The 21916-nt window shown below is 75.8% G+C and carries 23 protein-coding genes; 12 read left to right on the top strand and 11 right to left on the bottom strand.

Annotation, left to right across the window (positions count from 1 at the left end; genetic code table 11):
- Positions 1-4: 4 nt before the first annotated feature.
- From egtC to egtA, 3 genes are read right to left on the bottom strand one after another with little or no spacing between them, the layout of a single operon-like run.
- The gene (egtC, locus tag ACI79D_RS18755) at positions 5-694 is read right to left on the bottom strand and encodes an ergothioneine biosynthesis protein EgtC (protein ID WP_456919985.1); all 690 of its coding nucleotides are present in this window, start codon (positions 692-694) and stop codon (positions 5-7) included.
- On the bottom strand, positions 694-2010 hold the full coding sequence (egtB, locus tag ACI79D_RS18750; RefSeq protein ID WP_456919984.1) for an ergothioneine biosynthesis protein EgtB: 1317 nt from the start codon (positions 2008-2010) through the stop codon (positions 694-696). Before egtB ends, egtC begins: the two co-directional genes overlap by 1 nt.
- A complete protein-coding gene (gene egtA / locus ACI79D_RS18745; RefSeq protein ID WP_456919983.1) occupies positions 2007-3362 on the bottom strand; it encodes an ergothioneine biosynthesis glutamate--cysteine ligase EgtA in 1356 nt (451 codons plus the stop codon). Before egtA ends, egtB begins: the two co-directional genes overlap by 4 nt.
- Positions 3363-3420: 58 nt before the next feature.
- Between egtA and ACI79D_RS18740 the strand changes: the two genes are divergently transcribed.
- From ACI79D_RS18740 to ACI79D_RS18715, 6 genes are all read left to right on the top strand, one after another.
- Positions 3421-3909 (top strand): DUF309 domain-containing protein, encoded by a 489-nt coding sequence (locus ACI79D_RS18740; RefSeq protein WP_456919982.1) that lies wholly within the window; start codon positions 3421-3423, stop codon positions 3907-3909.
- A gap of 20 nt (positions 3910-3929) precedes the next feature.
- Positions 3930-4727: a class I SAM-dependent methyltransferase gene (locus ACI79D_RS18735; RefSeq protein ID WP_456919981.1), complete on the top strand. Its 798-nt coding sequence runs from the start codon at positions 3930-3932 to the stop codon at positions 4725-4727.
- 10 nt (positions 4728-4737) lie between these two features.
- Positions 4738-5178 (top strand): SRPBCC domain-containing protein, encoded by a 441-nt coding sequence (locus ACI79D_RS18730; RefSeq protein ID WP_456919980.1) that lies wholly within the window; start codon positions 4738-4740, stop codon positions 5176-5178.
- 102 nt (positions 5179-5280) lie between these two features.
- Positions 5281-6786 (top strand): malic enzyme-like NAD(P)-binding protein, encoded by a 1506-nt coding sequence (locus ACI79D_RS18725; protein WP_456919979.1) that lies wholly within the window; start codon positions 5281-5283, stop codon positions 6784-6786.
- 122 nt (positions 6787-6908) lie between these two features.
- Positions 6909-7763, top strand: a complete 855-nt coding sequence (locus ACI79D_RS18720; RefSeq protein ID WP_456919978.1) for an Fpg/Nei family DNA glycosylase — start codon at positions 6909-6911, stop codon at positions 7761-7763.
- 11 nt (positions 7764-7774) lie between these two features.
- Positions 7775-8413 carry a haloacid dehalogenase gene (locus tag ACI79D_RS18715; RefSeq protein WP_456919977.1) on the top strand — a complete coding sequence of 213 codons (639 nt, stop codon included), beginning with the start codon at positions 7775-7777 and terminating at the stop codon, positions 8411-8413.
- 79 nt (positions 8414-8492) lie between these two features.
- Here ACI79D_RS18715 and ACI79D_RS18710 read toward each other — a convergent pair whose 3' ends face one another.
- Positions 8493-9710, bottom strand: coding sequence for an MBL fold metallo-hydrolase (locus tag ACI79D_RS18710; RefSeq protein ID WP_456919976.1), 1218 nt, complete (start codon positions 9708-9710; stop codon positions 8493-8495).
- Between the two features lie 76 nt (positions 9711-9786).
- Between ACI79D_RS18710 and ACI79D_RS18705 the strand changes: the two genes are divergently transcribed.
- The gene (locus tag ACI79D_RS18705) at positions 9787-9942 is read left to right on the top strand and encodes a hypothetical protein (RefSeq protein ID WP_456919975.1); all 156 of its coding nucleotides are present in this window, start codon (positions 9787-9789) and stop codon (positions 9940-9942) included.
- A 6-nt stretch (positions 9943-9948) separates the two neighbouring features.
- On the opposite strand, the gene ACI79D_RS18700 is transcribed toward ACI79D_RS18705, so the two are convergent.
- Positions 9949-11256 (bottom strand): Rieske 2Fe-2S domain-containing protein, encoded by a 1308-nt coding sequence (locus tag ACI79D_RS18700; RefSeq protein WP_456919974.1) that lies wholly within the window; start codon positions 11254-11256, stop codon positions 9949-9951.
- 197 nt (positions 11257-11453) lie between these two features.
- Here ACI79D_RS18700 and ACI79D_RS18695 point away from each other — a divergent pair, with 197 nt between their 5' ends.
- Both ACI79D_RS18695 and ACI79D_RS18690 read left to right on the top strand, forming a co-directional pair.
- A complete protein-coding gene (locus ACI79D_RS18695) occupies positions 11454-11843 on the top strand; it encodes a DUF485 domain-containing protein (RefSeq protein ID WP_456919973.1) in 390 nt (129 codons plus the stop codon).
- A complete protein-coding gene (locus tag ACI79D_RS18690) occupies positions 11833-13479 on the top strand; it encodes a solute symporter family protein (RefSeq protein WP_456919972.1) in 1647 nt (548 codons plus the stop codon). The genes ACI79D_RS18695 and ACI79D_RS18690 overlap by 11 nt, the downstream gene beginning before the upstream one ends.
- Before the next feature lie 180 nt (positions 13480-13659).
- Here ACI79D_RS18690 and ACI79D_RS18685 read toward each other — a convergent pair whose 3' ends face one another.
- From ACI79D_RS18685 to ACI79D_RS18675, 3 genes are all read right to left on the bottom strand, one after another.
- A complete protein-coding gene (locus ACI79D_RS18685; protein WP_456919971.1) occupies positions 13660-13878 on the bottom strand; it encodes a hypothetical protein in 219 nt (72 codons plus the stop codon).
- A 104-nt stretch (positions 13879-13982) separates the two neighbouring features.
- Complete coding sequence (locus ACI79D_RS18680; RefSeq protein ID WP_456919970.1) at positions 13983-14843, bottom strand: manganese catalase family protein; 861 nt, start codon at positions 14841-14843, stop codon at positions 13983-13985.
- Between the two features lie 156 nt (positions 14844-14999).
- The gene (locus ACI79D_RS18675) at positions 15000-15722 is read right to left on the bottom strand and encodes a sensor histidine kinase (protein ID WP_456919969.1); all 723 of its coding nucleotides are present in this window, start codon (positions 15720-15722) and stop codon (positions 15000-15002) included.
- 68 nt (positions 15723-15790) lie between these two features.
- Between ACI79D_RS18675 and ACI79D_RS18670 the strand changes: the two genes are divergently transcribed.
- Both ACI79D_RS18670 and ACI79D_RS18665 read left to right on the top strand, forming a co-directional pair.
- Positions 15791-16474 (top strand): response regulator transcription factor, encoded by a 684-nt coding sequence (locus tag ACI79D_RS18670; protein WP_456919968.1) that lies wholly within the window; start codon positions 15791-15793, stop codon positions 16472-16474.
- 123 nt (positions 16475-16597) lie between these two features.
- Positions 16598-17878, top strand: coding sequence for a glutamate mutase L (locus ACI79D_RS18665; RefSeq protein WP_456919967.1), 1281 nt, complete (start codon positions 16598-16600; stop codon positions 17876-17878).
- On the opposite strand, the gene ACI79D_RS18660 is transcribed toward ACI79D_RS18665, so the two are convergent.
- Together ACI79D_RS18660 and ACI79D_RS18655 are read right to left on the bottom strand one after the other, a co-directional pair.
- Complete coding sequence (locus ACI79D_RS18660) at positions 17826-19334, bottom strand: PH domain-containing protein (RefSeq protein ID WP_456919966.1); 1509 nt, start codon at positions 19332-19334, stop codon at positions 17826-17828. The two genes, ACI79D_RS18665 and ACI79D_RS18660, sit on opposite strands and share 53 nt — an antisense overlap.
- Positions 19331-19840 carry a PH domain-containing protein gene (locus tag ACI79D_RS18655; protein WP_456919965.1) on the bottom strand — a complete coding sequence of 170 codons (510 nt, stop codon included), beginning with the start codon at positions 19838-19840 and terminating at the stop codon, positions 19331-19333. Before ACI79D_RS18655 ends, ACI79D_RS18660 begins: the two co-directional genes overlap by 4 nt.
- Positions 19841-19897: 57 nt before the next feature.
- Here ACI79D_RS18655 and ACI79D_RS18650 point away from each other — a divergent pair, with 57 nt between their 5' ends.
- Entirely contained in the window at positions 19898-20227 is a 330-nt protein-coding gene (locus tag ACI79D_RS18650) for a rhodanese-like domain-containing protein (protein WP_456919964.1), read from the top strand.
- Between the two features lie 43 nt (positions 20228-20270).
- Here the strand turns inward: ACI79D_RS18650 and ACI79D_RS18645 are convergent, their stop codons facing one another.
- Positions 20271-21887 carry a long-chain fatty acid--CoA ligase gene (locus ACI79D_RS18645; RefSeq protein ID WP_456919963.1) on the bottom strand — a complete coding sequence of 539 codons (1617 nt, stop codon included), beginning with the start codon at positions 21885-21887 and terminating at the stop codon, positions 20271-20273.
- Positions 21888-21916 lie beyond the last annotated feature (29 nt).

Genomic DNA, 21916 nt, shown 5'->3' with positions numbered 1-21916 from the left:
CTCCTCAGGTCAGCGGGTTCACGGTCAGGCCGTCGGGGGTCACCTCGACCAGGCAGCGGTCGGGCACGTCGGTCCACGCCGGGTCGTCGTCCCAGGGCTCGCTGGCCAGCGCCGTGCCGTCGGCGGTGACGAGCACCGAGAGCGTGTCGCCCCAGGTGGTGGCCAGCAGCCGGGTGCCGTCGGCGGCCAGCAGGTTGAGCCGGGCGGCCGGGTCGGCGGCGGCGACCTCGCGCACGACGTCGGCGAGCGCGTCCGGGCCACGGGCGAAGACGAGGGCGGCCAGCAGCGCGCTGTCGACGGTGGACTCGGCGTCCCGCACGGGCGGCAGCACCGACCGGTCCACCCGGCCGTTGTGCGACAACAGCCACCGGCCGTCGGTGAAGGGCGCCACGGCGCTCTCCTCCAGCGGCATGCCCACGGTCGCGGACCGGACGGCGGCCACCACGCACCCCGACGCCAGCACCGGGGCGACCGAGGCGAACGACGGGTCGGCCCACAGCGGCCGCGGCGAGCGCCAGCGCGCCGGCTGGGCGCGACCGGGGGCGAAGAAGCCCACGCCCCAGCCGTCGGCGTTGACCGTGCCGTAGCGCTGCCGGCGCGGCGCCCACGACTGCACGAGCAGCGAGGACGGCGGGTCGAGGACGAGGTCGGCCAGCGTCCGCGGCCGGCCCAGCCAGGCGAGGTGGCGGCACATCAGGCCGACCCCCCGTCGACCGACCAGGCCAGCCGGAAGCCGCTGAACACCTGCCGGCGGACGGGGTGGTCCCAGTTGCGGAAGCTCGGCCGCAGGATCGACGCGCCCACCGCCCACGACCCGCCGCGCAGCACCTTGTAGTCGCCGCCGAAGAACGGTGCGGAGTAGTCGGCGTAGAGCATCGGCCGGAAGCCGGGCCAGGGGAGGAAGTCCGAGGAGGTCCACTCCCAGACGTCGCCCATGAGCTGCTCGGCCCCGCAGGCCGACGCGCCGGCCGGGTAGGCCCCGACCGGGGCGGGGCGCAGGGCGGCACCGCCGAGGTTGGCCAGCGCCGGCGTCGGCTCGGCCGCGCCCCACGGGAAGCGCCGCCGCCGCCGGGCGGCCGGGTCCCAGACCGCGGCCTTCTCCCACTCCACCTCGGTGGGCAGCCGCGCCCCGGCAGCAGCGACGCCGGTGCCCCCCGCCCAGGCCGCGTACGCCTCGGCCTCGAAGAACGTGACGTGCTGGACCGGTTGGTCCCGCGGCAGTTCCTCGACGACCCCGAACCGGGTGCGGGTGCCGTCGGGGCCCCAGAACTGCGGCCGCTCCAGCCCGGCCTCGACCCGGTGCGCCCACCCCCGGGGCGACCACCACCGCGGCTGCGCGTAGCCGCCGTCGGCGACGAAGGCGGCGTACTCGGCGTTGGTCACCGGCACCCGCCCGATCCGGAAGGCGGGGACGTCGACGGCGTGCGCCGGCCGCTCGTTGTCCAGCGAGAACGGCTCGTCGGCGGCGTCCACCCCGAGCACGAACTCCCCGCCCGGGACGAGCACCGACGTGCCGGCCACCCCCGGGCGGCCCGGCGGCAGCGGCGTCCCGGCGCCGAGCAGCGGCGGCCCGGTGCGCAGGTTCAGCGCCTGCAGCATCGTCTCGTCGTGCTGCTGCTCGTGGCTGACCACCATGGCGAAGTCGAACGGGTCGTCGTCGGCACCGAGGGCGTCCAGCCGGTCGAGCACCCGGCCGCGCACCTGGCCGCAGAAGGCCCGCGCCTCCACCGGCGGGAGCAGCGGCAGCCGGGCCCGGACGGCGCGGGGGTGGGTGAACGCGTCGTAGAGGGCCTCGACGTCGGGCGGGAGCAGGCCCGGACGGGTGGCGTCGCCGCGCCGCAGCAGCCACAGGTCCTCCTGCTGGCCGACGTGGGCGAGGTCCCACACCAGCGGGCTGAGCAGCGGGGTGTGCTGGCGCAGCAGCTCGGGCTCGTCGTGGTCGGTGAGCAGCAGCGTGCGCTCGCGGGCGGCGGTCAGCTCGCGGGCGAGGATCTCGGGCAGGTCGCTCATCGGTCCTCCGTGGCCGAGAGGAGGGCGGCGGCGGGACCGCCGACCCGGGCGGTGCGGAGCAGGTCGTCGCCGGGGCTGTGGCCGCGGTCGACGAGGTCGGCCAGCGCGGTCACCTCGCGGCGGAGGTCGGCCGGGACGGCGTCGCAGGCGGCGGCCAGGCAGGCGCGGGCCGCCCGGTGCAGCGCGCGGTCGGCCAGCCCCAGCCGCGCGGCGCGGTCCCAGGCGCCGGCGACCGGTTCGGTGGCCGCCGCCGCGTGCCCGGCCGCGACCGGGTCGTCGAGCAGCGTCGTCGTCACCGCGGCCAGCGCCGGCCACCACGGCTCGGGCGCGGCGTCGAGGTAGCGGATCTCCAGCCAGCCGCGCGGCCGCACCGGCGGGAACAGCGTGGTCAGGTGGTAGTCGAGGTCGGCGGTGGTGGGCCGTCGACCGCCCAGGCGGACCGCGCCGGTGACCCAGTCGGCGAACGGCACCCGGGCCCGGACGGGGACGGCCGCCTCGGCCGGCGGGTCGCGCACCAGCATGACCGGGGCGGCGAGGGCGTACCGCGCCCACTCGCCGGCCGGGTCGGCCCCGCCCAGCAGCGGACCGCAGCGGGCCTGGTCGATCTCGCCCCACACCCGCTGCCGGTGCGACGCCCAGCCGGTGACCCGGCCGGCCGCCAGCGGCGAGCAGGCGGAGACGGCGACCAGCACCGGCCCGATCTGGTGAGCCAGCGACACCCGGGCGCTCCACCCGGCGCGGGGGCCGGCCTCCAGGTTGACCTGCAGCGACGCCGTCCCCGACATCATCGCCGTGCCCGGGGCGGCGCAGCCGACGGCGGCGAAGTGCTCCTCCATCGCCGCGTACCGGGCGGCGGGGCTGACCCGGCGCGGTGGGCGCAGCGGGTCGGCGCCCACGGGGGCCGCGCCCAGCCCGTCGGCGGCCAGCGCGGCGGCGAGCACCGCCCGGTCGGCGCGCAGCCCGGCCACCGCGGCGGCGACGTCGGCCAGCGGTGGCCCGGACAGCTCCACCTGGCCGCCCGGCTCGAGGGTGACCCGGCTGCCCCGCGGCAGGCCGGGCAGCGCGCCGGTGACCCGGCGGACGCGGGACCACGGCACCCGCGCGGCCGGGTCGGCGAGGTCGACCAGGTGCGCCTCGAGCTCCAGGCCGACGGCGCCGACGGGGCCGGGGCGCAGCGCGGCGTCGGCGACGTGCGCCAGGGCGCCGTCCAGGTCGAGGACGGCGGTGCACTGCTCGGTGACCGGGGCCACGGGCCCCACCCCCTCCAGGTCCGGACCGGTCGAGTCGACCGCGGGTCGGTGCGGGGGCGGCCCGTCGGAGCGGCCGTCCTCGGCGACCATCGTGCACGCCACCACCGACAGGACAACCCCGCGGACGACGCCCGCGGGGTGTTCGGCAGAAGATGGGCAGGTGGATGCCTCCCGGGACCGCGATGCCTCGGGGCGGGCCCGCAACGCCCGCCCGCGGGACGCGCTGGGCCGCCCGCTGGCCCGCGGCGCGGTGGGGGAGGAGCGGGCCCCCGAGGGGGTGGTGCGGCCGCCGGACGAGGCGCTGGCGGAGGCGCAGCGGCTGCTCGACGCAGGCCGGCCGTTCCACGCCCACGAGGTGCTCGAGGACGCCTGGAAGTGCGCGCCGGAGCCCGAGCGGCAGCTGTGGCGGGGGCTGGCCCAGCTCGCGGTGGGGCTCACCCACGCGGCGCGGGGCAACGGCCGGGGCGCGGTCACGCTCCTCGACCGCGGCGCCGGCAACATCGCCGGCTACGCCGCCGACCCCCCGCACGGCGTCGACGTCGCCGGCCTGGTGACCTGGGCGCGGGGCGTGGCCGCGGCCGGCGAGGACGTCGTCGTCGACCCGCGGGCGGCCGCGCCCCGCCTGACCGCCACTTCCAGCGCGGAGTGACGCGGAGCACACTGCCGGGCATGACCTCCTCCACCGCGGCCCGCACCCGGGACGTCTGGGCGGCCGGGGACTACCAGCGCGTCGGGGTCCGGCTGGTGCCGGCCAGCGAGCAGCTGGTCACCGACCTCGCCGTCCGTCCCGGCGACCGGGTGCTCGACGTCGCCGGGGGCACGGGCAACACCGCGCTGGCCGCCGCCCGCCGCGACGCCGACGTCGTCTGCAGCGACCTCGTGCCCGAGCTGCTGGAGTACGCCGTCCGCCGCGCGGAGATGGAGGGGCTGGGGTTCGCGACCGAGGTCGCCGACGCCTGCGAGCTGCCGTTCCCGGACGAGTCCTTCGACGTCGTGGTCTCCACCTTCGGCGTCGTCTTCGCCGCCGATCCCGAGCAGGCCGCCCGGGAGCTGCTGCGGGTGCTGCGGCCCGGCGGCCGGCTCGGGCTGACCGCCTGGCGCCCCGAGGCACCCGGCGGCCGGTTGCTCTCGCTGATCGAGCGGCACGACCCGGAGGACGCCACCGGCGACCCGCTGCGGTGGGGGACCTCGGACGGCGTCGAGAGCCTGCTGCCCCGCGGCGAGTGCCAGCTGCGGCACTCCGAGCAGACCGTCGAGTTCACCGCGCCCTCGGTGGCGGCCCAGTGGCAGCGCTACCGCGACTGGTACGCGCCGGTGCACGTGGCCTGGCAGCGGCTCGACGAGGCCGGTCGCGCGACCCTGGAGGGCGAGTTCAGCGACATGTGGGGCAGCTTCACGCGCGGCGGCGGACCCGGCATCGTGGTGCCCAACACCTACCTGCAGTCCACCGGCGTGCGGGCCGGGTGAGGGGAGAGCGATGAGGAGCTTCGAGGCCGCCGTCCGGATCGACGCGAGCCCCGCCGCGGTGTGGGACCTGCTGGTCGACGTCGGCGGCTGGCGGGACTGGAACTCCGGCGTCGACCGGGTGGAGGGCCGGGTCGCCCTGGGGGAGCGGCTGACGCTCTACGCCACGATGATCCGCACCCGCCCCTTCTCGGTGACGGTCACCGAGATCCGGCCGCAGGAGGCCATGCGCTGGCGCGGCGGGCTGCCGTTCGGCCTGGCGGTGATCGAGCGGACCTACCACCTCGACGGCCAGGACGACGGCGGCACGGTGCTCACCGTCCGCGAGGACCACACCGGGCCGCTGGCCTTCCTGCTCGGTCGCACCACCCCGGACCTCAACCCCTCGTTCCGCCAGTTCTGCGAGGGCCTCAAGGCGCGCGCCGAGGGACGGACCTCCCGGCACGGGGGCTGAGGCCTGCCGACGCGGCAACCCCGGACGCGTGCTGGACCCCACACGACCACTGCGACCGCAACGGAGCCCCCGCGGCGGCGAGGTGGGACGATGGGGCCCGCCATGAGCACCGACACCGCTGCCACCGCGCCCCGTTCGAACGACACCGACAGGGGTGAGCCGGCGACACCGCCGCGCGGCCCCGTCACCTCGGCGTCGTACTCCCTCACCGTCCGGCTCACCGCCGACGGCGACCCGGCCAGCATCGGCCGGATCGCCACCGCCGTGGGGTCCGCCGGCGGCGCGGTCACCGCCATCGACGTCGTGGACAGCCGCTCCGACGGCCTCACCGTCGACGTCACCTGCTCGGCCGCCGACGCCGCGCACTCCGAGGAGATGGTCGAGGCGCTGCGGGCGGTCCCCGGCGTGAAGGTCCGCAAGGTCAGCGACCGGACCTTCCTGCTGCACCTGGGCGGCAAGCTCGAGGTCGCCTCCAAGGTCCCGCTGAAGACCCGCGACGACCTGTCCATGGCCTACACCCCCGGGGTCGCCCGGGTCTGCCTGGCGCTGGCCGCCAACCCCGACGACGTCCGCCGGCTGACGATCAAGGGCAACACCGTCGCGGTGGTCACCGACGGTTCCGCCGTCCTCGGCCTCGGCGACATCGGCCCGGGCGCGGCCATGCCGGTCATGGAGGGCAAGGCGGTCCTGTTCAAGCGGTTCGCCGACATCGACGCCTGGCCGATCTGCCTGGACACCCAGGACGTCGACGAGATCGTGCGCACCGTGGAGCTGCTGGCCCCCGGCTTCGGCGGGATCAACCTCGAGGACATCGCCGCGCCGCGCTGCTTCGAGATCGAGGCCCGGCTGCGCGAGAAGCTCGACATCCCGGTCTTCCACGACGACCAGCACGGCACGGCGATCGTCGCGCTGGCCGCGCTGCGCAACGCCCTGCGCGTGGTGGACAAGCAGCTCGAGGACGTGAAGATCGTCGTCGCCGGTGGCGGTGCCGCCGGGACGGCGATCGTGCACCTGATGCTCAAGGCCGGCGCCCGCCACGTGCTGGTGTGGGACCGCGAGGGCATCCTCTCGCCCGACGACGAGCGGCTCTCCCCGGCCAAGCGGGACCTCGCCGAGCGGACCAACCCGGAGTGCGTGCGCGGTGAGCTGCCCGACGCGCTCGAGGGCGCCGACGTCTTCATCGGGGTCAGCGCGGCCAACGTGCTCGCCGTCGAGGACCTCGACCGGATGGCGGACCAGGCGGTCGTCTTCCCGATGGCCAACCCGACCCCCGAGGTCGACCCGGTCCGGGCCCGGCAGTACGCCGCCGTCGTCGCGTCCGGCCGCTCGGACCTGCCGAACCAGATCAACAACGTGCTGGCCTTCCCCGGCGTCTTCCGCGGCCTGCTCGACGCCCGCGCCCGGGAGATCAGCGACGGCATGCTGCTCGCCGCGGCCGAGGCGATCGCGGCCGTCGTCAAGGACGACCAGCTCAACGCCAACTACATCATCCCGAGCGTCTTCGACCCCGCCGTCGCCAAGGCGGTGGCCGCCGCGGTCGCCGACCAGGCCCGCACCGAGCCCGGCGCCACCGTCCGGCTCAGCGAGGACAACGGCGTCACCCCCTGAGCTTCGCCTCGTGCCGGTCCCCGCGGGGGCCGGCACGAGGGTGGGTCTCCGGCCGGCTCGACCCGCTGATCCGCCCGGATCGGGGGACGGCGGCCGGGAGTCCGAGCGGGCATCATGGCCGGGTGCCCGAGTTGCCCGAGGTGGAGGCGCTGGCCGCGTTCCTCCGCGCGAACGCCGTCGGCCGGGTCGTGACGCGGGTCGACCTGGCCGCCGTCCAGGCGATCAAGACCTTCGACCCGCCGCTGACCTCGCTGGCCGGCCTCGAGCTGACCGGCGTCGCCCGGCACGGCAAGTTCCTCGACCTCGACGTCTCCGGCCTGCACCTGGTCGTCCACCTGGCGCGCGCCGGCTGGCTGCACTGGCGCACCGGGCTGCCGACCGCGCCGCCGAAGCCGGGGAAGGGCCCGCTGGCGCTGCGCGTCCACCTCGACGACGGCAACGGCTTCGACCTCACCGAGCAGGGCACCCGCAAGGGGCTGGCGGTCTACGTGGTCCGGACGCCGGCCGAGGTCCCCGGGATCGCCCGGCTCGGCCCCGACGCGCTCGAGGTGGACCGGGAGGCGTTCGCGGCACTGCTGGCCGGCCGCTCCGGGCAGCTGAAGGGCGCGCTCACCGACCAGACGCTGCTCGCCGGCATCGGCAACGCCTACTCCGACGAGATCCTGCACGCGGCCCGGCTCTCGCCGTTCAAGATGGCCGACAAGCTGACCGAGGACGAGGTCGTCCGGCTCTACGACGCGGTGCGGGCCACGCTGACCGACGCGCTGGAGCGCCAGGTCGGCCAGCAGGCCGCGACGATGAAGGGCGAGAAGCGCTCCGGGCTGACGGTGCACGCGCGCACCGGGCTGCCCTGCCCGGTGTGCGGGGACACCGTCCGCGAGGTCAGCTTCGCCGACACCTCCCTGCAGTACTGCCCGACCTGCCAGACCGGCGGCAAGCCCCTGGCCGACCGGCGGCTGTCCAAGCTGCTGCGCTGATCGGGCCGTCCGTGCTGGTCACCGTCGACCTGTTCAGCGCGCTGATCGACTCCCGCGCGGGTGGCTCGGCGGCGCTCGCGCGGATCACCGGTGCCGACGGCGCCGCGCTCTACGACGCATGGGACGCCGCCAACAAGGCCTCCCAGCGCGACGAGCCCACCTGGGTGCCCTTCGCCGAGCACAGCCGCCGGGCGCTGGCCACCGCGTACGCCCGGCTCGGCGTCGACCGGGACGCCGACGCGGACACGACCGCGCTGCTGGCCTCGGTGGGTGACTGGCCGCTGTGGCCGGACGTCGAGGCAGGCCTGTCGGCGATCGGCGCGCGGCACCGGGTCGGGGTGCTGTCCAACGTCGACGACGCCGTCTTCGCCCGCACCCGCGTCGCGCCCCTGGTGGACGACGGCGCCGTCCTCACCTCCGAGCGGCTGCGGGCCTACAAGCCGGCCGCCGCCCTCTACCGGCGCGCCCTGGACCGCGCCGGGGGCCGGCTGGTGCACGTGGCCACCTCGGCGCGGGACGTGCGCGGCGCCCTGGCCGCCGGCATCGACGTCGTCCGGCTGCGCCGCCCGGGGCACGTGCTCGACCCGCAGGGCGGGACGCCGCAGCGCGAGGCCGGGGACCTGCCCGAGGTGGCCCGGCTCCTGACCTGAACGGAACCGGCTCACGGCGTGGCCCCCTGCGGGGCTCCGCCGCGGGTTTGCGAGTGGGCGGGGGGCCGGGGGTCCTTTCTCAGTCGAGCTGCCGCCGCGCGGTCAGCCAGGACGCCGCCCGCGCCAGCACCGAGCTGCCCACCCCGCCGTCCCCCTGGTCGACCGGCTCGTCGGCGGCCGACCCGACGACGCTCCACCAGTCGGTGACCGGGGGCGGGGTCAGGACGTCGACCCGCTCGCCGGGCCGCGGCACGGCGACCCGGGCGCCGGACCGCTCGGCGGCGGCGCACAGCCGCTGCACCGGCTCGGCCCAGCGGTGGAACGCCAGGTTGAACGTGGCCCAGTGCACCGGGACGAGCAGCCCGCCGCCGAGGTCGCCGTGGGCCTGCACGGCCTCCTCGGGGGTCATGTGGATGTACTGCCACGCGTCGTTGTAGGCGCCGATCGGCAGCAGGGTCAGGTCGAAGGGGCCCAGCAGGGCGCCGATGCCGGCGAAGGCGGGGGTGTAGCCGGTGTCGCCGCCGAAGAAGACCCGGTGCCGCGGCCCGGCGATGGCCCAGGAGGCCCACAGCGTGGTGTCCCGGGCGAAGAACCGGCCGGAGAAGTGCCGGGCCTCGGTGCAGGTGATGGTCAGCCCCGCGACGACGGCCGCACCGTCCCAGTCCAGTTCGACGATGCGCTCCTCCGGCACGCCCCAGCCGCGCAGGTGCGCCCCGATGCCCAGGGGCACCAGGAACGGGGCGGTCTGGGTGCGCAGCAGCTCGCGGACGGTGGGCAGGTCGAGGTGGTCGTAGTGGTCGTGCGAGACGAGGACGGCGTCGACCGGCGGGAGCTCGGCGAGCGGTCCGGGCACCGGGTGCAGCCGGGTGGGGCCGAGCAGCGGGGAGGGCGAGACGCGGTCCCCCCACACCGGGTCGACCAGCACCCGGCGGCCGTCGACCTCGATGAGCGCGCTGGAGTGCCCGAACCAGGTGACGGCCAGCTCCCCGGCCTCGGCCGGCAGCGCGGGGCGGGCCAGCGGCACCGGCCGGGCGGGCAGCCCGGTGTGCCGCTCCTCGTGCATCTGGCGCAGCAGCCCCCGCCGCGCGCTGGCCGGGGGCAGCGCGGGGGTGGTCATCCGGTTGTGGAACCGGCCCCCGGAGAACTGCGGCGACTTCCCGGCGTACCGGCGCACCTCCCGGCGGCTGGCACCGAGCGCCGTGGGCAGGCCCCAGGCGGCGCGGGCGACCCAGACGGCGGGCCCGGCGAGGGTGGCGGCGACGGCGAAGGTGGTGCGGCGGGCAGCGGGGGACGGCACGACCGCCAGCATCCCAGCCGGAGCGGGGACGCGTCGGGCGTTGCCCCGACCGCGGCCGGCGGGCGAGGCTGACCGCGTGGGAACCGATCCGCCGGCGCCGTCCCCCACCGACCCCGAGGGTGGCGACCCCGCGTGCTGGCTGGCGCGCGTGTGCCCCGCCTGCGGGCGGCTGGCCGACGAGGACCCGCCCATGCGCTGCGCGGCCTGCGGCGAGCTGCTGCCGGCCGGCTGACCGAGCTCAGGCGGCGCCGCGGAGGTGCCGGGCCGAGGCCGCGAAGTCGGCCAGCGCGCGGCGCAGCGCCACCCCGAGCCGGTCGGAGCGCACGTGCAGCTCGTCGCGCACGTCCAGCGGCAGCCCGCTGTCGGGCAGCTGCGCCTGCAGCGCGAGGTCCTCGGCGAGCACCTGGCGCTGGATGGCCACCTCGCGGGCGACGTCGTCCGGCCAGGGCAGCCGCGCCCCGGGGCCCGCGGACACCAGCATCCGGGTGTAGACGCGAGTGGAGTCGGCGTCCTCCGGCTGCAGCAGGCACAGGATCGTGGTCACGGCGCCGGTGTCGGGGGAGTCCAGCCGCAGCCGCAGCTGGAACGGCGCCCGGTAGGTGTAGGTGGCGCGGCGCCGGACCGGCGGGCCGGTCACGCCGTCGGGGTGGTGCGGCGTCTCGTACGGCCGCTCCAGCTCCGCGCGGAACCCGCCCTCCTCCGGGACGACGTCGAAGGCGGGCACCTCGGCGGCGTCCGCGGAACCGCCGATCCGGCTGTGCACGAACGGCGCGTGCGCCACGTCGAAGAAGGTATCGGCCAGCGGCCCGGCGGGGCCCGGCGAGCGGACCGGCGGCAGCCAGGTGCTCACGAACCGGCGGTCGCCGTCCTCCGGCACGTCCAGGGTCACGTCGTGCGGCTCGGCGGGGGCCACCCAGACGACGCCGAGGCGCTCGATGACGGCGAACGCGGGGGGCTCGACCTCCAGCCCGTGCGCGGTGCGGCGCAGCAACCAGGTGCGGCCCAGCAGCCGGACCTGCAGCCAGCCCCCGGGGACCAGCTCCCGGGACAGCGCGACCGGGTGCCACGCGTGTTCCAGGGACCGGTCGAGGTTGCCGAACACCGGGCCGCGCGGCTCCTCCGGCGGCGGCGCCGGCTCGGCGGTGGTGTCGGCGGACGGGCGCGGCGGGACGGCGGCGGCCGTCGGCTCGGGAGCCAGCCAGACCCAGCCGTTCCGCTCCTCGACGGCCCAGGGCATCGCCAGGTCCGCCCGCGGCGGGGGTGAGCCGTCGGGGCCGAGGGACGGGATGGACACGCAGTGCCCCTCGGCGTCGAACCGCCACCCGTGGTACGGGCACTGCAGCCGGCCCCCGACGACCGTCGCCGCCGCCAGCGGCACCAGCCGGTGCGGGCAGCGCGCGGGGAAGGCGCTCACCTCACCGCCGGGCCGGAGCCGGACCACCACGTACGGCCGGCCGCCGGCGCCCACGGGCACCGGCGCCGTCCCGACCTCGGCGGCGCGGGCCACCGGGAACCACCCCGTCGACGTCGTCCCAGGCGTGTCCATGACCCATTGCAGCGCGGCCGCGTTCCCGCCCGGTTACGGACGCCGGACGGTCAGGCAACGTCGACAGCGGGCCCTACGCCCGATCGGCGGATCGTCCGACACGGTTCCGTCTCGAACACCACACGGCGGGTCGACACGTCTCTACAGTGACCACGATCACACAGCAGGTTCCCAGTCCTGACAGGGGAGGGCGCACCGTGACACCACCCGCCGAACGCCGGTTGCTCACACCGGAGGAGTACGAGCAGGCCCAGGCCTCACCCGAGTTCGCGGAGCTCAAGCGGCGGTTCCGTCGGTTCGCGTTCCCGATGACGGTCGCCTTCCTGGTCTGGTACCTGCTCTACGTCCTGCTCTCGACCTACGCGCCGGACCTCATGTCCACGCGGGTCTTCGGCAACGTGAACCTCGGGATCCTGCTCGGCCTCGCGCAGTTCGTGACGACGTTCGTCATCACGCACCTCTACGTCGCCCACGCCGACCGGCGCACCGACCCGATCGCCGACGAGATGCGCGAGCGGCTGGAGCACCACGACTACGCGCGTCACGGGGACGCGTCGATGGACGAGGAGATCACCCGTGGCCGCTGAGGTGCTCGCCGCCGAGAGCGCGACGATCGGCAACCCGGCGATCAACATCGCGATCTTCGGGGTCTTCGTCGCCATCACGCTGGTCATCACGTTCCGGGCCAGCCGGACGAACAAGAGCGCGGCCGACTACTACGCGGCCGGCCGCAACATCAGCGGGACGCAGAACGGCCTGGCCATCGCCGGCGACTACCTCTCGGCGGCCTCCTTCCTGGGCATCGCCGGCGCCATCGCGGTGTTCGGCTACGACGGGTTCCTGTACTCGATCGGTTTCCTCGTCGCCTGGCTGGTGGCGCTGCTGCTGGTCGCGGAGCTGATGCGCAACACCGCGCGGTTCACGATGGCCGACGTCCTGGCCTTCCGGATGCGGCAGGGGCCGGTGCGCACCGCGGCGGCCATCTCCACGCTGGCGGTCTCGCTGTTCTACCTGCTGGCGCAGATGTCCGGCGCCGGCGGCCTGGTCACCCTGCTGCTGGGGGTCACCGGTGAGGCGGCCCAGGCGCTCGTGGTCGTGCTGGTCGGCGCGCTGATGATCATCTACGTGCTGGTCGGCGGCATGCGCGGCACCACCTACGTGCAGATCATCAAGGCCTCGCTGCTCATCGCCGGCGCGCTGGTCATGACCGTGTGGGTCCTGGGCCTCTACGGCTTCAACCTGTCGGCGCTGCTCGGCGGCGCGGTGGACCAGGCCGTCGAGGGCCGCGACGTGCTGGCACCCGGGGCGCAGTACGGCGCGACCGACACCTCGAAGCTGGACTTCGTCTCCCTGGGCCTCGCGCTGGTGCTCGGGACGGCGGGCCTGCCGCACGTCCTGATGCGCTTCTACACCGTGCCGACGGCGAAGGACGCCCGTCGCTCGGTGGTCTGGGCCATCTGGCTGATCGGCATCTTCTACCTGTTCAGCCTGATCATCGGCTACGGCGCCGGTGCCCTGGTGGGCCCCGAGACGATCCTCGGCGCGCCGGGCGCGGTGAACTCGGCCGCGCCGCTGCTGGCCTTCGAGCTCGGTGGCACGGTCCTGCTGGGCATCATCGCCGGCGTCGCGTTCGCCACGATCCTCGCGGTCGTCGCGGGCCTCACGATCACCGCGTCGGCGTCGTTCGCGCACGACGTGTACGCCTCGGTGATCAAGAAGGGCAACGTGCCGCCCAACGGCGAGGTGAAGGTCGCGCGCATCACCGCCGTCGTCATCGGCGCGATCTCCATCGGGCTGGGCATCCTGGCGCTGCAGGCCGGGCTGAACATCGCCTTCCTGGTGGCGCTGGCCTTCGCCGTCGCCGCCTCGGCGAACCTGCCGACCATCCTCTACACGCTGTTCTGGAAGCGTTTCACCACCCAGGGCGCGCTGTGGTCGATGTACGGCGGGCTGATCGCCTGCATCGTCCTGATCATCTTCTCGCCGGTGGTGTCGGGTGCGCCGATCGTCGAGGCGACCGGCAAGAGCACCTCGCTGATCCAGGGGGTCGACTTCTCCTGGTTCCCGCTCAACAACCCGGGCCTGGTGTCCATCCCGCTGTCGTTCTTCCTGGGCTGGCTGGGCACCGTCCTGTCCAAGGAGAAGCCGAACGAGGCCAAGTGGGCCGAGCTCGAGGTGCGGGCCCTCACCGGCATCGGGGCGGAGAAGGCCGTCCAGCACTAGAAGGACCACCCTTCCCCCCACGCCTCGCTCCGCTCGGCGCGGGTCCCTGAAGGGTGGCCGCCCGGTGCCCCCCACCGCTCGCACGCTCGCGGCGGGACCCTGCACCGGGGCCGTTCCAGAACGGCACCACGGCTGGGCCGAGGCGCGCGTCCCTTCGGGGGCGCGCGCCTCGTGCGCTGCTCAGGCGGCCCGGGCCGCGGGGGCGGCGTCGGGGGCCAGGACGGCGTCCACGACGGGGACGGTGCGGTGCGCCCGCCGGTGGCGCACGGCCCAGCGGCTGACCAGGCCGGTGAGGACGACCAGGCCGGCCAGGGTGTGCTGGCCCGGTGCGGTGACCGCGACGGCGAGCGCCGCGGCGTAGACCACCGTCAGCAGGACGGCGGGGAGGGACAGGTGCACGGTGCTTCCTCCTCGGAGGCGGAGGCGTCCCGCCGGCCGGCGGCCGGGTCGCCGAGGACCCGGCCGCCGGCGCGGCGACGGCGCAGGACGGGACCTTCAGCAGGTCACTTGAGCATGTCCTTGGCCTTCTGGAGGAACGACTGCCCCGGCTGCTGCGGGGTCGGGAACAGCCGCGGGTCGCCGGGCGGCAGGATCGGTGCGTCGGCGGTCGCCTCGATCGGACGGGCGGAGAACTGGCCGCGGCCGTCGACCGACGGGCCCGACGCCCAGCGGCCGGCCGAGGCCTCGGGGCCGTCGGAGGCGTCGATGAAGGTGTAGCCCAGGTCGCCGACCTCCTCCTCCAGCGGGAACGCCTCCGGCACCGGGATGCCCTCGAGGCCGTCGTCCTTGAGCTCCTCGATCGCGGCCAGCCACTGCTGCTGGTGGTAGTGGTCGCGGGTGATGAGGAACCGCAGCATGTCCTTGACCCCGGGGTCGTCGGTCATGTTGTAGAGCCGGGCGACCTGCAGGCGGCCCTGCATCTCGGCAGTGGCGTTGTACATGAAGTCGGCCATCAGGTTGCCGCTGGCGGTGACGTACGCGCCGGTCCAGGGGTTGCCCATGCTGTCCATGTAGGAGGCGCCGGCGCCGTTGACGATCGGGTGCTGCGGGTTGTGCTGGCCGTAGCCGGCGGCGGCCTCCTTGGTGCGGTCGGCGGCGTCGGGCTTGAGCGGGATGTGGTCGAGCAGCCGGTCGATCATCGTCACGATCATCTCGACGTGGGCCAGCTCCTCGGTGCCGATCGCGAGGAGCAGGTCCTTGTACTTGCCGGGCAGCCGGCAGTTCCAGCCCTGCAGCAGGTACTGCGTGGCGACGGTCATCTCGCCCCACTGACCGCCGAGGACCTCCTGCATCTTGCGGGCGAAGTCCGGGTCGGGACCGTCGGGCTTGGCCTCGTACTGCAGGGCGTGGGTGTGCGTGAACACGGGTGCTCCCTTGCATCGTCGCGACCACCGCCGATGCGGTGACACCAGGGATCTGCCCGCGCCCGGTGGCCCGCCCGTGCCGGTCTCTGGCCCCCCGGTGCCAACCTCACGGGAGCGGAGTGGCAGGGACGCGGGATCCGCGCCGTGGCACTCCGCTCAGCGGTCGGGGAGCTGCACGATGAGGGTGAGCGAGGCGCCGTCGGCGTCCCACACCACCCGCCCGCCGAGCTCCCGTGTCTGCCGCCGCACCGACCACAGGCCCAGCCCCGTGAGGTCCGGCGGCGGCAGCTCGGCGCCCAGGTGCCCGATCAGCCGCTCGGGGTGCGTGACGGCCTGGGTCAGCGCGAGGTCCACCCAGGCCGGGCGGCAGGCGACCGCCAGCCGCACCGGCGCGCCCGCCCCGTGCCGGTGCGCGTTCTCCAGCAGGTTGACGAGGATCCGCTGGACCCGCGCGTCGGCCACCCGCACCTCCGCAGCGTCCTCGCCGAACTCCACGGTCAGCTGGTGCGCGGGGAGCCCGGAGGCGGTCACCGAGGCGTGCACGACGTCCGTCAGCCGGCGCGAGGTCGGGGTCCGCGACGCGGCGCCACCGGCGGCCGCGGCCGTCCGCAGCATGGAGGACAGGTGGGCGGTCTGGGCGCGGGCGAGCTCGAGCACCTCGTCGGGGTCGGCGACGTCCCGGCCCAGCGAGCCGAGCAGGGCCTCCAGCGAGGCCAGCGGCGTGCACATGTCGTGGCACAGGGCGCGCACCACCGCGTCGTCGGGGCTGGCCGGCCGCGGTCGGCTGCCGCGGGGCAGGCCGGCCCGGACCCGACGGGCCAGGCCGGAGAGCAGCCGCGGCGGGGTGTGCCAGGTCGAGGGGTTGGCGGCGAGGGTCATGGGCACCTCCATCGTGCGCAACCGGTCAGCCCGCGCCGGTGCGCGGTGACCGTCGGGGGGAGTGGCAGGTGACCGACGCCGGTGCTGCGCGCCGCCCTGTCGATGTCGTGCTGGTGGACGACCACCCGCTGTTCAGTCGTGGTCTGGCGCTGCTCCTGCCCGGCGTGAGTGACGGGCGGGTGAGGGTCGTCGGGACGACGGATGACGCCTCGGCGGCGGCCGCGCTCGTGCGCCGGCACCACGCCGACGTCGCCGTCGTCGACCTGCACATGCCGCCCCCGGGCGGGACGCGGGCGATCGCCGCGATCCTCCGGACCGACCCGATGGTCCGGGTCGTGGCCCTCTCCGGCATGGCCGAGACGGAGGACGCCATCGAGGCGCTGCGGGCGGGCGCGGCCGGCTACCTGCCGAAGACCGCCGACCCCGAGCACCTGGTCCGCCCGCTGCTGGCGGTCCTCGACGGCTGGTCGGTCGTCCCCGACGACCTGCTGCGCCGGCTGCTGGACGACGCCACCCCCACCGGTGAGCAGGGCATCGCCGAGCGGCTGACCGCCGACGAGCGCCGGCTGTGGCGGCTGGTGGCCGACGGCGCCCCGACGGTGGAGATCGCCACCACGCTGCACGTGTCCGAGCGGACCGCCAAACGGCTGGTCGCCGCCCTGCTGCGCAGCCTCGGGGTGGCCACCCGCGTGGAGGCCGCCGCGCTCGCGGGCCGGGTGAACCTGGGGAAGTCGACGGGCCGACAGGGCTGACCTCCGGAACGGTGCCGGATCGGAGGTCATGGCTTCCCGCGCTACCCACGAACGGAGACCGACACGCGCGGCTAGGGTCGCCCGGGTGACCGCGCCGACCGTCCTCTCCGGGCTGCCGCCGGCATGAGCGCGGTCGCCTGCGTCGACATCGGGTCGACCTGGACCAAGGCCGCCCTGGTCGACCTGCCGGCCGGCGTGCTCCTGGCCCGGGCGCAGGCGCCCACCGACACCGACGACGTCGTCCGCGGCGTGCTCGCCGCCACCGCCGCCTTCCCCGACGCGCCGGTGCTCGCCTGCTCGAGCGCCGGCGGCGGGCTGCGGCTGGCGGTGGTCGGGTACGAGGAGCTGATCAGCGCCGAGGCCGGGCACCGCGCCGCGCTGTCGGCCGGGGCCCGCGTCGTCCACGTGGCCGCGGGCCGGCTGTCGGAGGCGGCGCTGGCGCGGCTGTGGGCGGCCGAGCCGGACGTCGTCCTGCTCGTCGGCGGCACCGACGGCGGCGAGTCCTCGGTGCTGCGGCACAACGCGGCGGCGCTGGCCTCCGGGGTCCTGCGTCGGTCCGTCCCCGTCGTGCTGGCCGGCAACGCCGCCGTCCGGGACGAGGTCGCGGCGCTGCTGCGCGCGGGCGGGGTGCCCGTCACCGAGACCGCCAACGTGCTGCCCGACATCGGCCGGCTGGCCCCGGAGCCGGCGCGGGCGGCGATCCGGGAGGTGTTCCTCCGGCACGTCATCGGCGGCGACCGGCTGTCGACCGACCCGCGGCTGCGCGAGTGGGTGCGCACGGTGACGCCGGACGCCGTCCTCGCGGGGGTGTCGGTGCTCGCGGCCGGCCGGGCGGGCGCCGACGTCCCGGGGGTCGTCGTGGTGGACGTCGGCGGCGCGACCACCGACGTCTACTGCGTGCCCGACCCGGACGCGGAGCAGGCGTCGCTGGGCCGCGAGGCGGTCGGCGTCCCGGCGGCGCGGCGCACCGTCGAGGGCGACCTCGGGGTCGAGGCGAGCGCGGACGCGCTGCGGGCGGCTGCCGCGGCGGAGGAGGTCCCGCTGCCCGGGGCGGACCCGCTCGACCTCGGGACGGCGGCCGCGACCATCGCGCTGCGCCGGCACCTGCGCGCGGAGGCGGCCTACGGCGGCGGCGCCGGGGCGCGCGCCGTCGGCCTGGTCGTGCTGTCCGGCGGGGTGTTCCGGCACGGCGCGCCCGACGCGGTGGACGCCGCTGCGGCGCGGATCGCCGCCGACCGCGGGGGAGCCGGCGGCGTGCTGGCCGGCGCCGAGGTCGCCGTCGACGTCCGGTACGTGCTGGCCGCGGCGGGCCTGCTGGCCGCTGACGCCCCGGCCGCGGCGGCGGGCCTGCTCAGCGCGGGGCGAGCGTTCCGGCCCACGTCCCGGACGACGCCGCCGCGGTGAAGCCGGCGACGTCCGCGGCGGCGAGGTCCACCGCCGCGTAGCCACCGCTGCCGGCGCCGACGCAGGCGACCACCGTGGCCAGCCCCGCACGGCGCTGGAACAGGCTCTGCCGCACCCGCCAGCCCACGACGGCGCGGCGCTGCAGCACCGCCTGCTCCCGGACCAGCCAGCCGCCGCGGACGCTGAACGAGCGCGGCCCGACCCGGTGCCCGAGCGACCGGTACCGCCCGATCCCCATGGGCACGCCGAGCACGGTGAGCACGCCGCCGGCGACGAGCAGCCACCACCAGCCGAGGGTGGCGGTCGCGAGGGCCCCCGCCGCGGTGACCAGCAGGCCGGCCACCAGCGCCCGGACCAGCCGCCGGCGCCGCGCCGCGGGCGGGTGCGCGGTCAGCGGTCCGGGGTCCTCGACCAGCCGGCCCAGCAGCGCCTGCGCCTCCGACCGCGGGCCCAGCGGCAGCAGCTGGCCGCGCCGGTTGGCCTGCCCCAGCCCGGTGACCAGGGCGTTGACCCGGGCGGCGCGCACCCACCGCATGCCCAGCCCCTCGCTGAGCGTGCCGCCGCGGATGCGGTCGACCTCCAGCTCGGTGTGCCGGCGGGTGAGCAGCCCACGGACGGCGACCAGCGACCCGCCCCGCCGGACCAGCCGGAACCGCCAGTTCACCAGCGCCGCGCCGACGACCGCGGCCAGCGCCAGCAGCGGCACCGCGACCGCGAGGGCGCCGAGCGCGACCCGGGGGTCGGACAGGTCGGGGCCGGCGACCTCGGGCACCAGACCGTCGGGGAGCTCGTCGACGAACCGGAACAGCGCACCCACCGCCGCCAGCGGGACGACCAGGTAGCTGCCGACCAGCGGCGCGTACAGCAGCCAGCGGTCGTCGAAGCGGGCGAACTCCTCCTCGGCCGGCTCCTCGGGCTCCGCCGTCCCGGGCGCGGCCGCCGGGCCGGCCGCGACGCGGCGGGCCAGCAACCGGGTCCGCAGCCGGTCGCCCTCGGCGGCCGGCACGCCGTCGACGACGACCTCCTCCTGGTTCACGCCCACCGACCCGGCCGCGGCGTCGATGCGCACCCGCACCAGGCCGAACAGCCGGTGCAGCAACGGCGTCTCGACCTCGACGCCGCGGATGCGGTCGTTGGGCACCGTGCGCACCGAGCGGGCCAGCAGCCCGCGGGTCACCACCAGTGCCGTCGGACCGTCGACGTAGCTGAACCGCCACCAGCCCAGCGCGGCCGCGACGAGCGACAGCACGGTGATCGCGACGGCCAGCAGGGCGACCGTGGTCAGCCCGTCGTCGAAGCCGACGACCGCGGCGAGCGGGATGAGCAGCGGCACCAGCTGGCGGGCCTGCCGGAAGGTGACGGTGTGCACCAGCACGATGCGCGGCGACGTCCGGCGGGCCTCGACGTCGGGCGCCGGGGCGGCCGGGGCGGCCGGGAGTCCCTCGGGGGAGGTCATGTCGCCTCGTCGCGGACCAGCTCGGCCCGGCGGGCGAGGTCGTCGGCCACCCGCCGGGCGACGTCGGCCTCCAGGTGCAGCACCCGCACGGTGCCCTGGCTGGAGGCGGTCAGCACGGCGACCGTGGCCAGGCCGAACATCTGCTGGAGCACCCCGCGGGTCACGTCGACGGTCTGGATGCGCGAGATCGGGACCAGCGTCCAGGTGCGGGTCAGCCAGCCGGTGAGGGTGTAGACGGCCTCGTCGGTGACCTCCCAGTGGTGCACCCGGTAGCGGAACCGGGGCCGGACGCCGATCGCCACGACCGCGTACACCAGCAGCAGCGCCGGCAGCACCCAGCGCAGCACCGGCACGGGGCCGCCCACGGGGACGAAGAGCACGAAGGCCGCCACCAGGGCTCCGTAGAACAGGGTGCCCAGCACCCCCTCGGTGACCCACAGCCCGATGGCGGAGCGGGACAGCGCCCAGGCGGGGTCACGGACCGGCGCGGTGGTCTCGGCAGTCATCGCCGCCCATCCTCGCAGCCGGGCGGCGTGCGGCCGCGTGTCACGATGGCGTGTGTGATGCCGCAGCAGGTCCCGACCGTCCCCGCCGGCGAGCTCCCCGGCGACGCCGTCGTCCTCGACGTCCGCGAGGACGACGAGTGGGTGCACGGGCACATCGAGGGCGCGACGCACATCGCGATGGGCGAGGTGCCGGCCCGGCTCGACGACCTGCCCGAGGGTGACCCGCTCTACGTGGTGTGCCGCAGCGGCGGGCGCTCGGCGCGGGTGGCCGCGTGGCTCAACGCCAACGGTTTCGACTCGGTCAACGTCGGCGGCGGGATGGGGGAGTGGGAGGCGGCCGGCCGGCCGATGGTCAGCGAGACCGGCCAGCCGCCCTTCGTGCGCTGAGCGGAGTGCCAGGGGTGAGGAATCCTCGCCCCTGGCCCTCCGCTCAGCTCTCCAGGGGGCGCTCGGCGAAGCGGACGCGCAGGTCCTTCTTCGAGAACTTGCCGACGCTGGTCTTGGGCACCTCGTCGATGAACTCGACGGCGTCGGGCAGCCACCACTTGGCGACCTGGGGCCGCAGGTGCTCGAGCACCTCCTCCTCGGTCATCGTCTCGCCCGGCTTGACGACGACGCAGGCCAGCGGGCGCTCGTCCCACTTCGGGTGGGGGATGCCGACGACCGCGGCCTCCTTCACCTTCGGGTGGCTCATGATCACGTTCTCGAGGTCGACCGAGCTGATCCACTCGCCGCCGGACTTGATGAGGTCCTTGGTGCGGTCGGCGATGCGGATCGAGCCGTACTCGTCCATGGCCGCCACGTCGCCGGTGCGCATCCAGCCGTCCGGGGTGGACAGCACCACGCCGGCGTCGGGGTTGTAGTAGTCCTGGGCGCACCACGGGCCGCGGACCTGCAGCTCACCGGTGGCCTTGTCGTCCCACGGCTGCGGCTCGAACGTCTCGGCGTCGACGATGCGCGCCTCCACCCCGAGGAACGGGATGCCGGCGCGCGCCCGCTGGGTGGCCTTGGTCTCCTCGTCGGCGTCGAGGAACCGGCGGGGCAGCACGCCCGAGGAGGCCACCGGGTGGGTCTCGGTCATGCCCCAGGCCTGCAGGATCGCCAGGCCGATCTGCTCGCGGTAGGCCTCCGACAGCGCCCTGGGCACCGCCGAGCCGCCGCAGCCGATGCAGCGCAGCTTGTGCTCGCGGCCGGCAAGGTGCGGCAGCACGCCCTGCCAGATGGTCGGGACGCCGGCGGTGAAGGTGACGCCCTCGTCGATGATCAGGTCGGCCAGGGCCTGCGGCTGCATCATCGGCCCCGGCATGACCAGCGAGGCGCCGGCGGCCGGGGCGGCCTGGGCGATCCCCCACGCGTTGGCGTGGAACATCGGCACGACCGGCATCGCGACGTCCTGGATGCCCAGGCCGAACGCGTTGGGCGCCATCACGCCCATCGTGTGCAGCCAGGTCGAGCGGTGGCTGTAGACGACGCCCTTGGGGTTGCCGGTGGTGCCGCTCGTGTAGCACATCGACGCGGCCCGGTACTCGTCGGTGACGTGGAAGTCGACCGGGGAGGCCTCGGCGAGCAGCGTCTCGTAGTCGAGCACCCGCGGGTCGTCGGGGATCTCGTTGTCCCCGCCGTCGTCCATGACCACGACGTGCTTGACCGTCTTCATGGTGTCGATCAGCGGCCACAGCAGCGGCAGGACCGTGCGGTCGGCGAAGACGACCTCGTCCTCGGCGTGGTTGGCGATGTAGGTCAGCTGCTCGGGGAACAGCCGGATGTTGAGGGTGTGCAGCACCCGGCCGGTGGACGGCGCCGCGAAGTACAGCTCCAGGTGGCGCTGGCTGTTCCACCCGAAGGTGCCCACGCGCCCGTCCTCGGAGATGCCCAGGTTGTCGAGCACCCCGCCCAGCTTCCGGGTGCGCTGAGCCCACTCCGCGTACGTCGTCCGGGTGATCCCGCCGGGCCCGGCGGTGGCGATGGTGCCGTCGCCGTAGTGCTGCTCGACGTGCCGGAAGATCGCATCGATGGTCAGGGGGTAGTCCTGCATGAGCCCGCGCATGGCCGCATCGTGCCAGTGAGCCAGCTCAC

The sequence above is a fragment of the Geodermatophilus sp. SYSU D00708 genome (assembly GCF_054050115.1).
The sequence above is the reverse complement of the archived record's forward strand: the minus strand, read 5'-3'. Positions and strand labels throughout refer to the sequence as shown.

Excerpts from the sequence above, each read along its gene's own strand:
- egtC (WP_456919985.1), bottom strand. The coding sequence starts at position 694 with ATGTGCCGCCACCTCGCCTGGCTGGGCCGGCCGCGGACGCTGGCCGAC.
- egtB (WP_456919984.1), bottom strand. The coding sequence starts at position 2,010 with ATGAGCGACCTGCCCGAGATCCTCGCCCGCGAGCTGACCGCCGCCCGC.
- ACI79D_RS18735 (WP_456919981.1), top strand. The coding sequence starts at position 3,930 with ATGACCTCCTCCACCGCGGCCCGCACCCGGGACGTCTGGGCGGCCGGG.
- ACI79D_RS18730 (WP_456919980.1), top strand. The coding sequence starts at position 4,738 with ATGAGGAGCTTCGAGGCCGCCGTCCGGATCGACGCGAGCCCCGCCGCG.
- ACI79D_RS18725 (WP_456919979.1), top strand. The coding sequence starts at position 5,281 with ATGAGCACCGACACCGCTGCCACCGCGCCCCGTTCGAACGACACCGAC.
- ACI79D_RS18700 (WP_456919974.1), bottom strand. The coding sequence starts at position 11,256 with ATGGACACGCCTGGGACGACGTCGACGGGGTGGTTCCCGGTGGCCCGC.
- ACI79D_RS18675 (WP_456919969.1), bottom strand. The coding sequence starts at position 15,722 with ATGACCCTCGCCGCCAACCCCTCGACCTGGCACACCCCGCCGCGGCTG.
- ACI79D_RS18665 (WP_456919967.1), top strand. The coding sequence starts at position 16,598 with ATGAGCGCGGTCGCCTGCGTCGACATCGGGTCGACCTGGACCAAGGCC.
- ACI79D_RS18660 (WP_456919966.1), bottom strand. The coding sequence starts at position 19,334 with ATGACCTCCCCCGAGGGACTCCCGGCCGCCCCGGCCGCCCCGGCGCCC.
- ACI79D_RS18655 (WP_456919965.1), bottom strand. The coding sequence starts at position 19,840 with ATGACTGCCGAGACCACCGCGCCGGTCCGTGACCCCGCCTGGGCGCTG.
- ACI79D_RS18650 (WP_456919964.1), top strand. The coding sequence starts at position 19,898 with ATGCCGCAGCAGGTCCCGACCGTCCCCGCCGGCGAGCTCCCCGGCGAC.
- ACI79D_RS18645 (WP_456919963.1), bottom strand. The coding sequence starts at position 21,887 with ATGCGCGGGCTCATGCAGGACTACCCCCTGACCATCGATGCGATCTTC.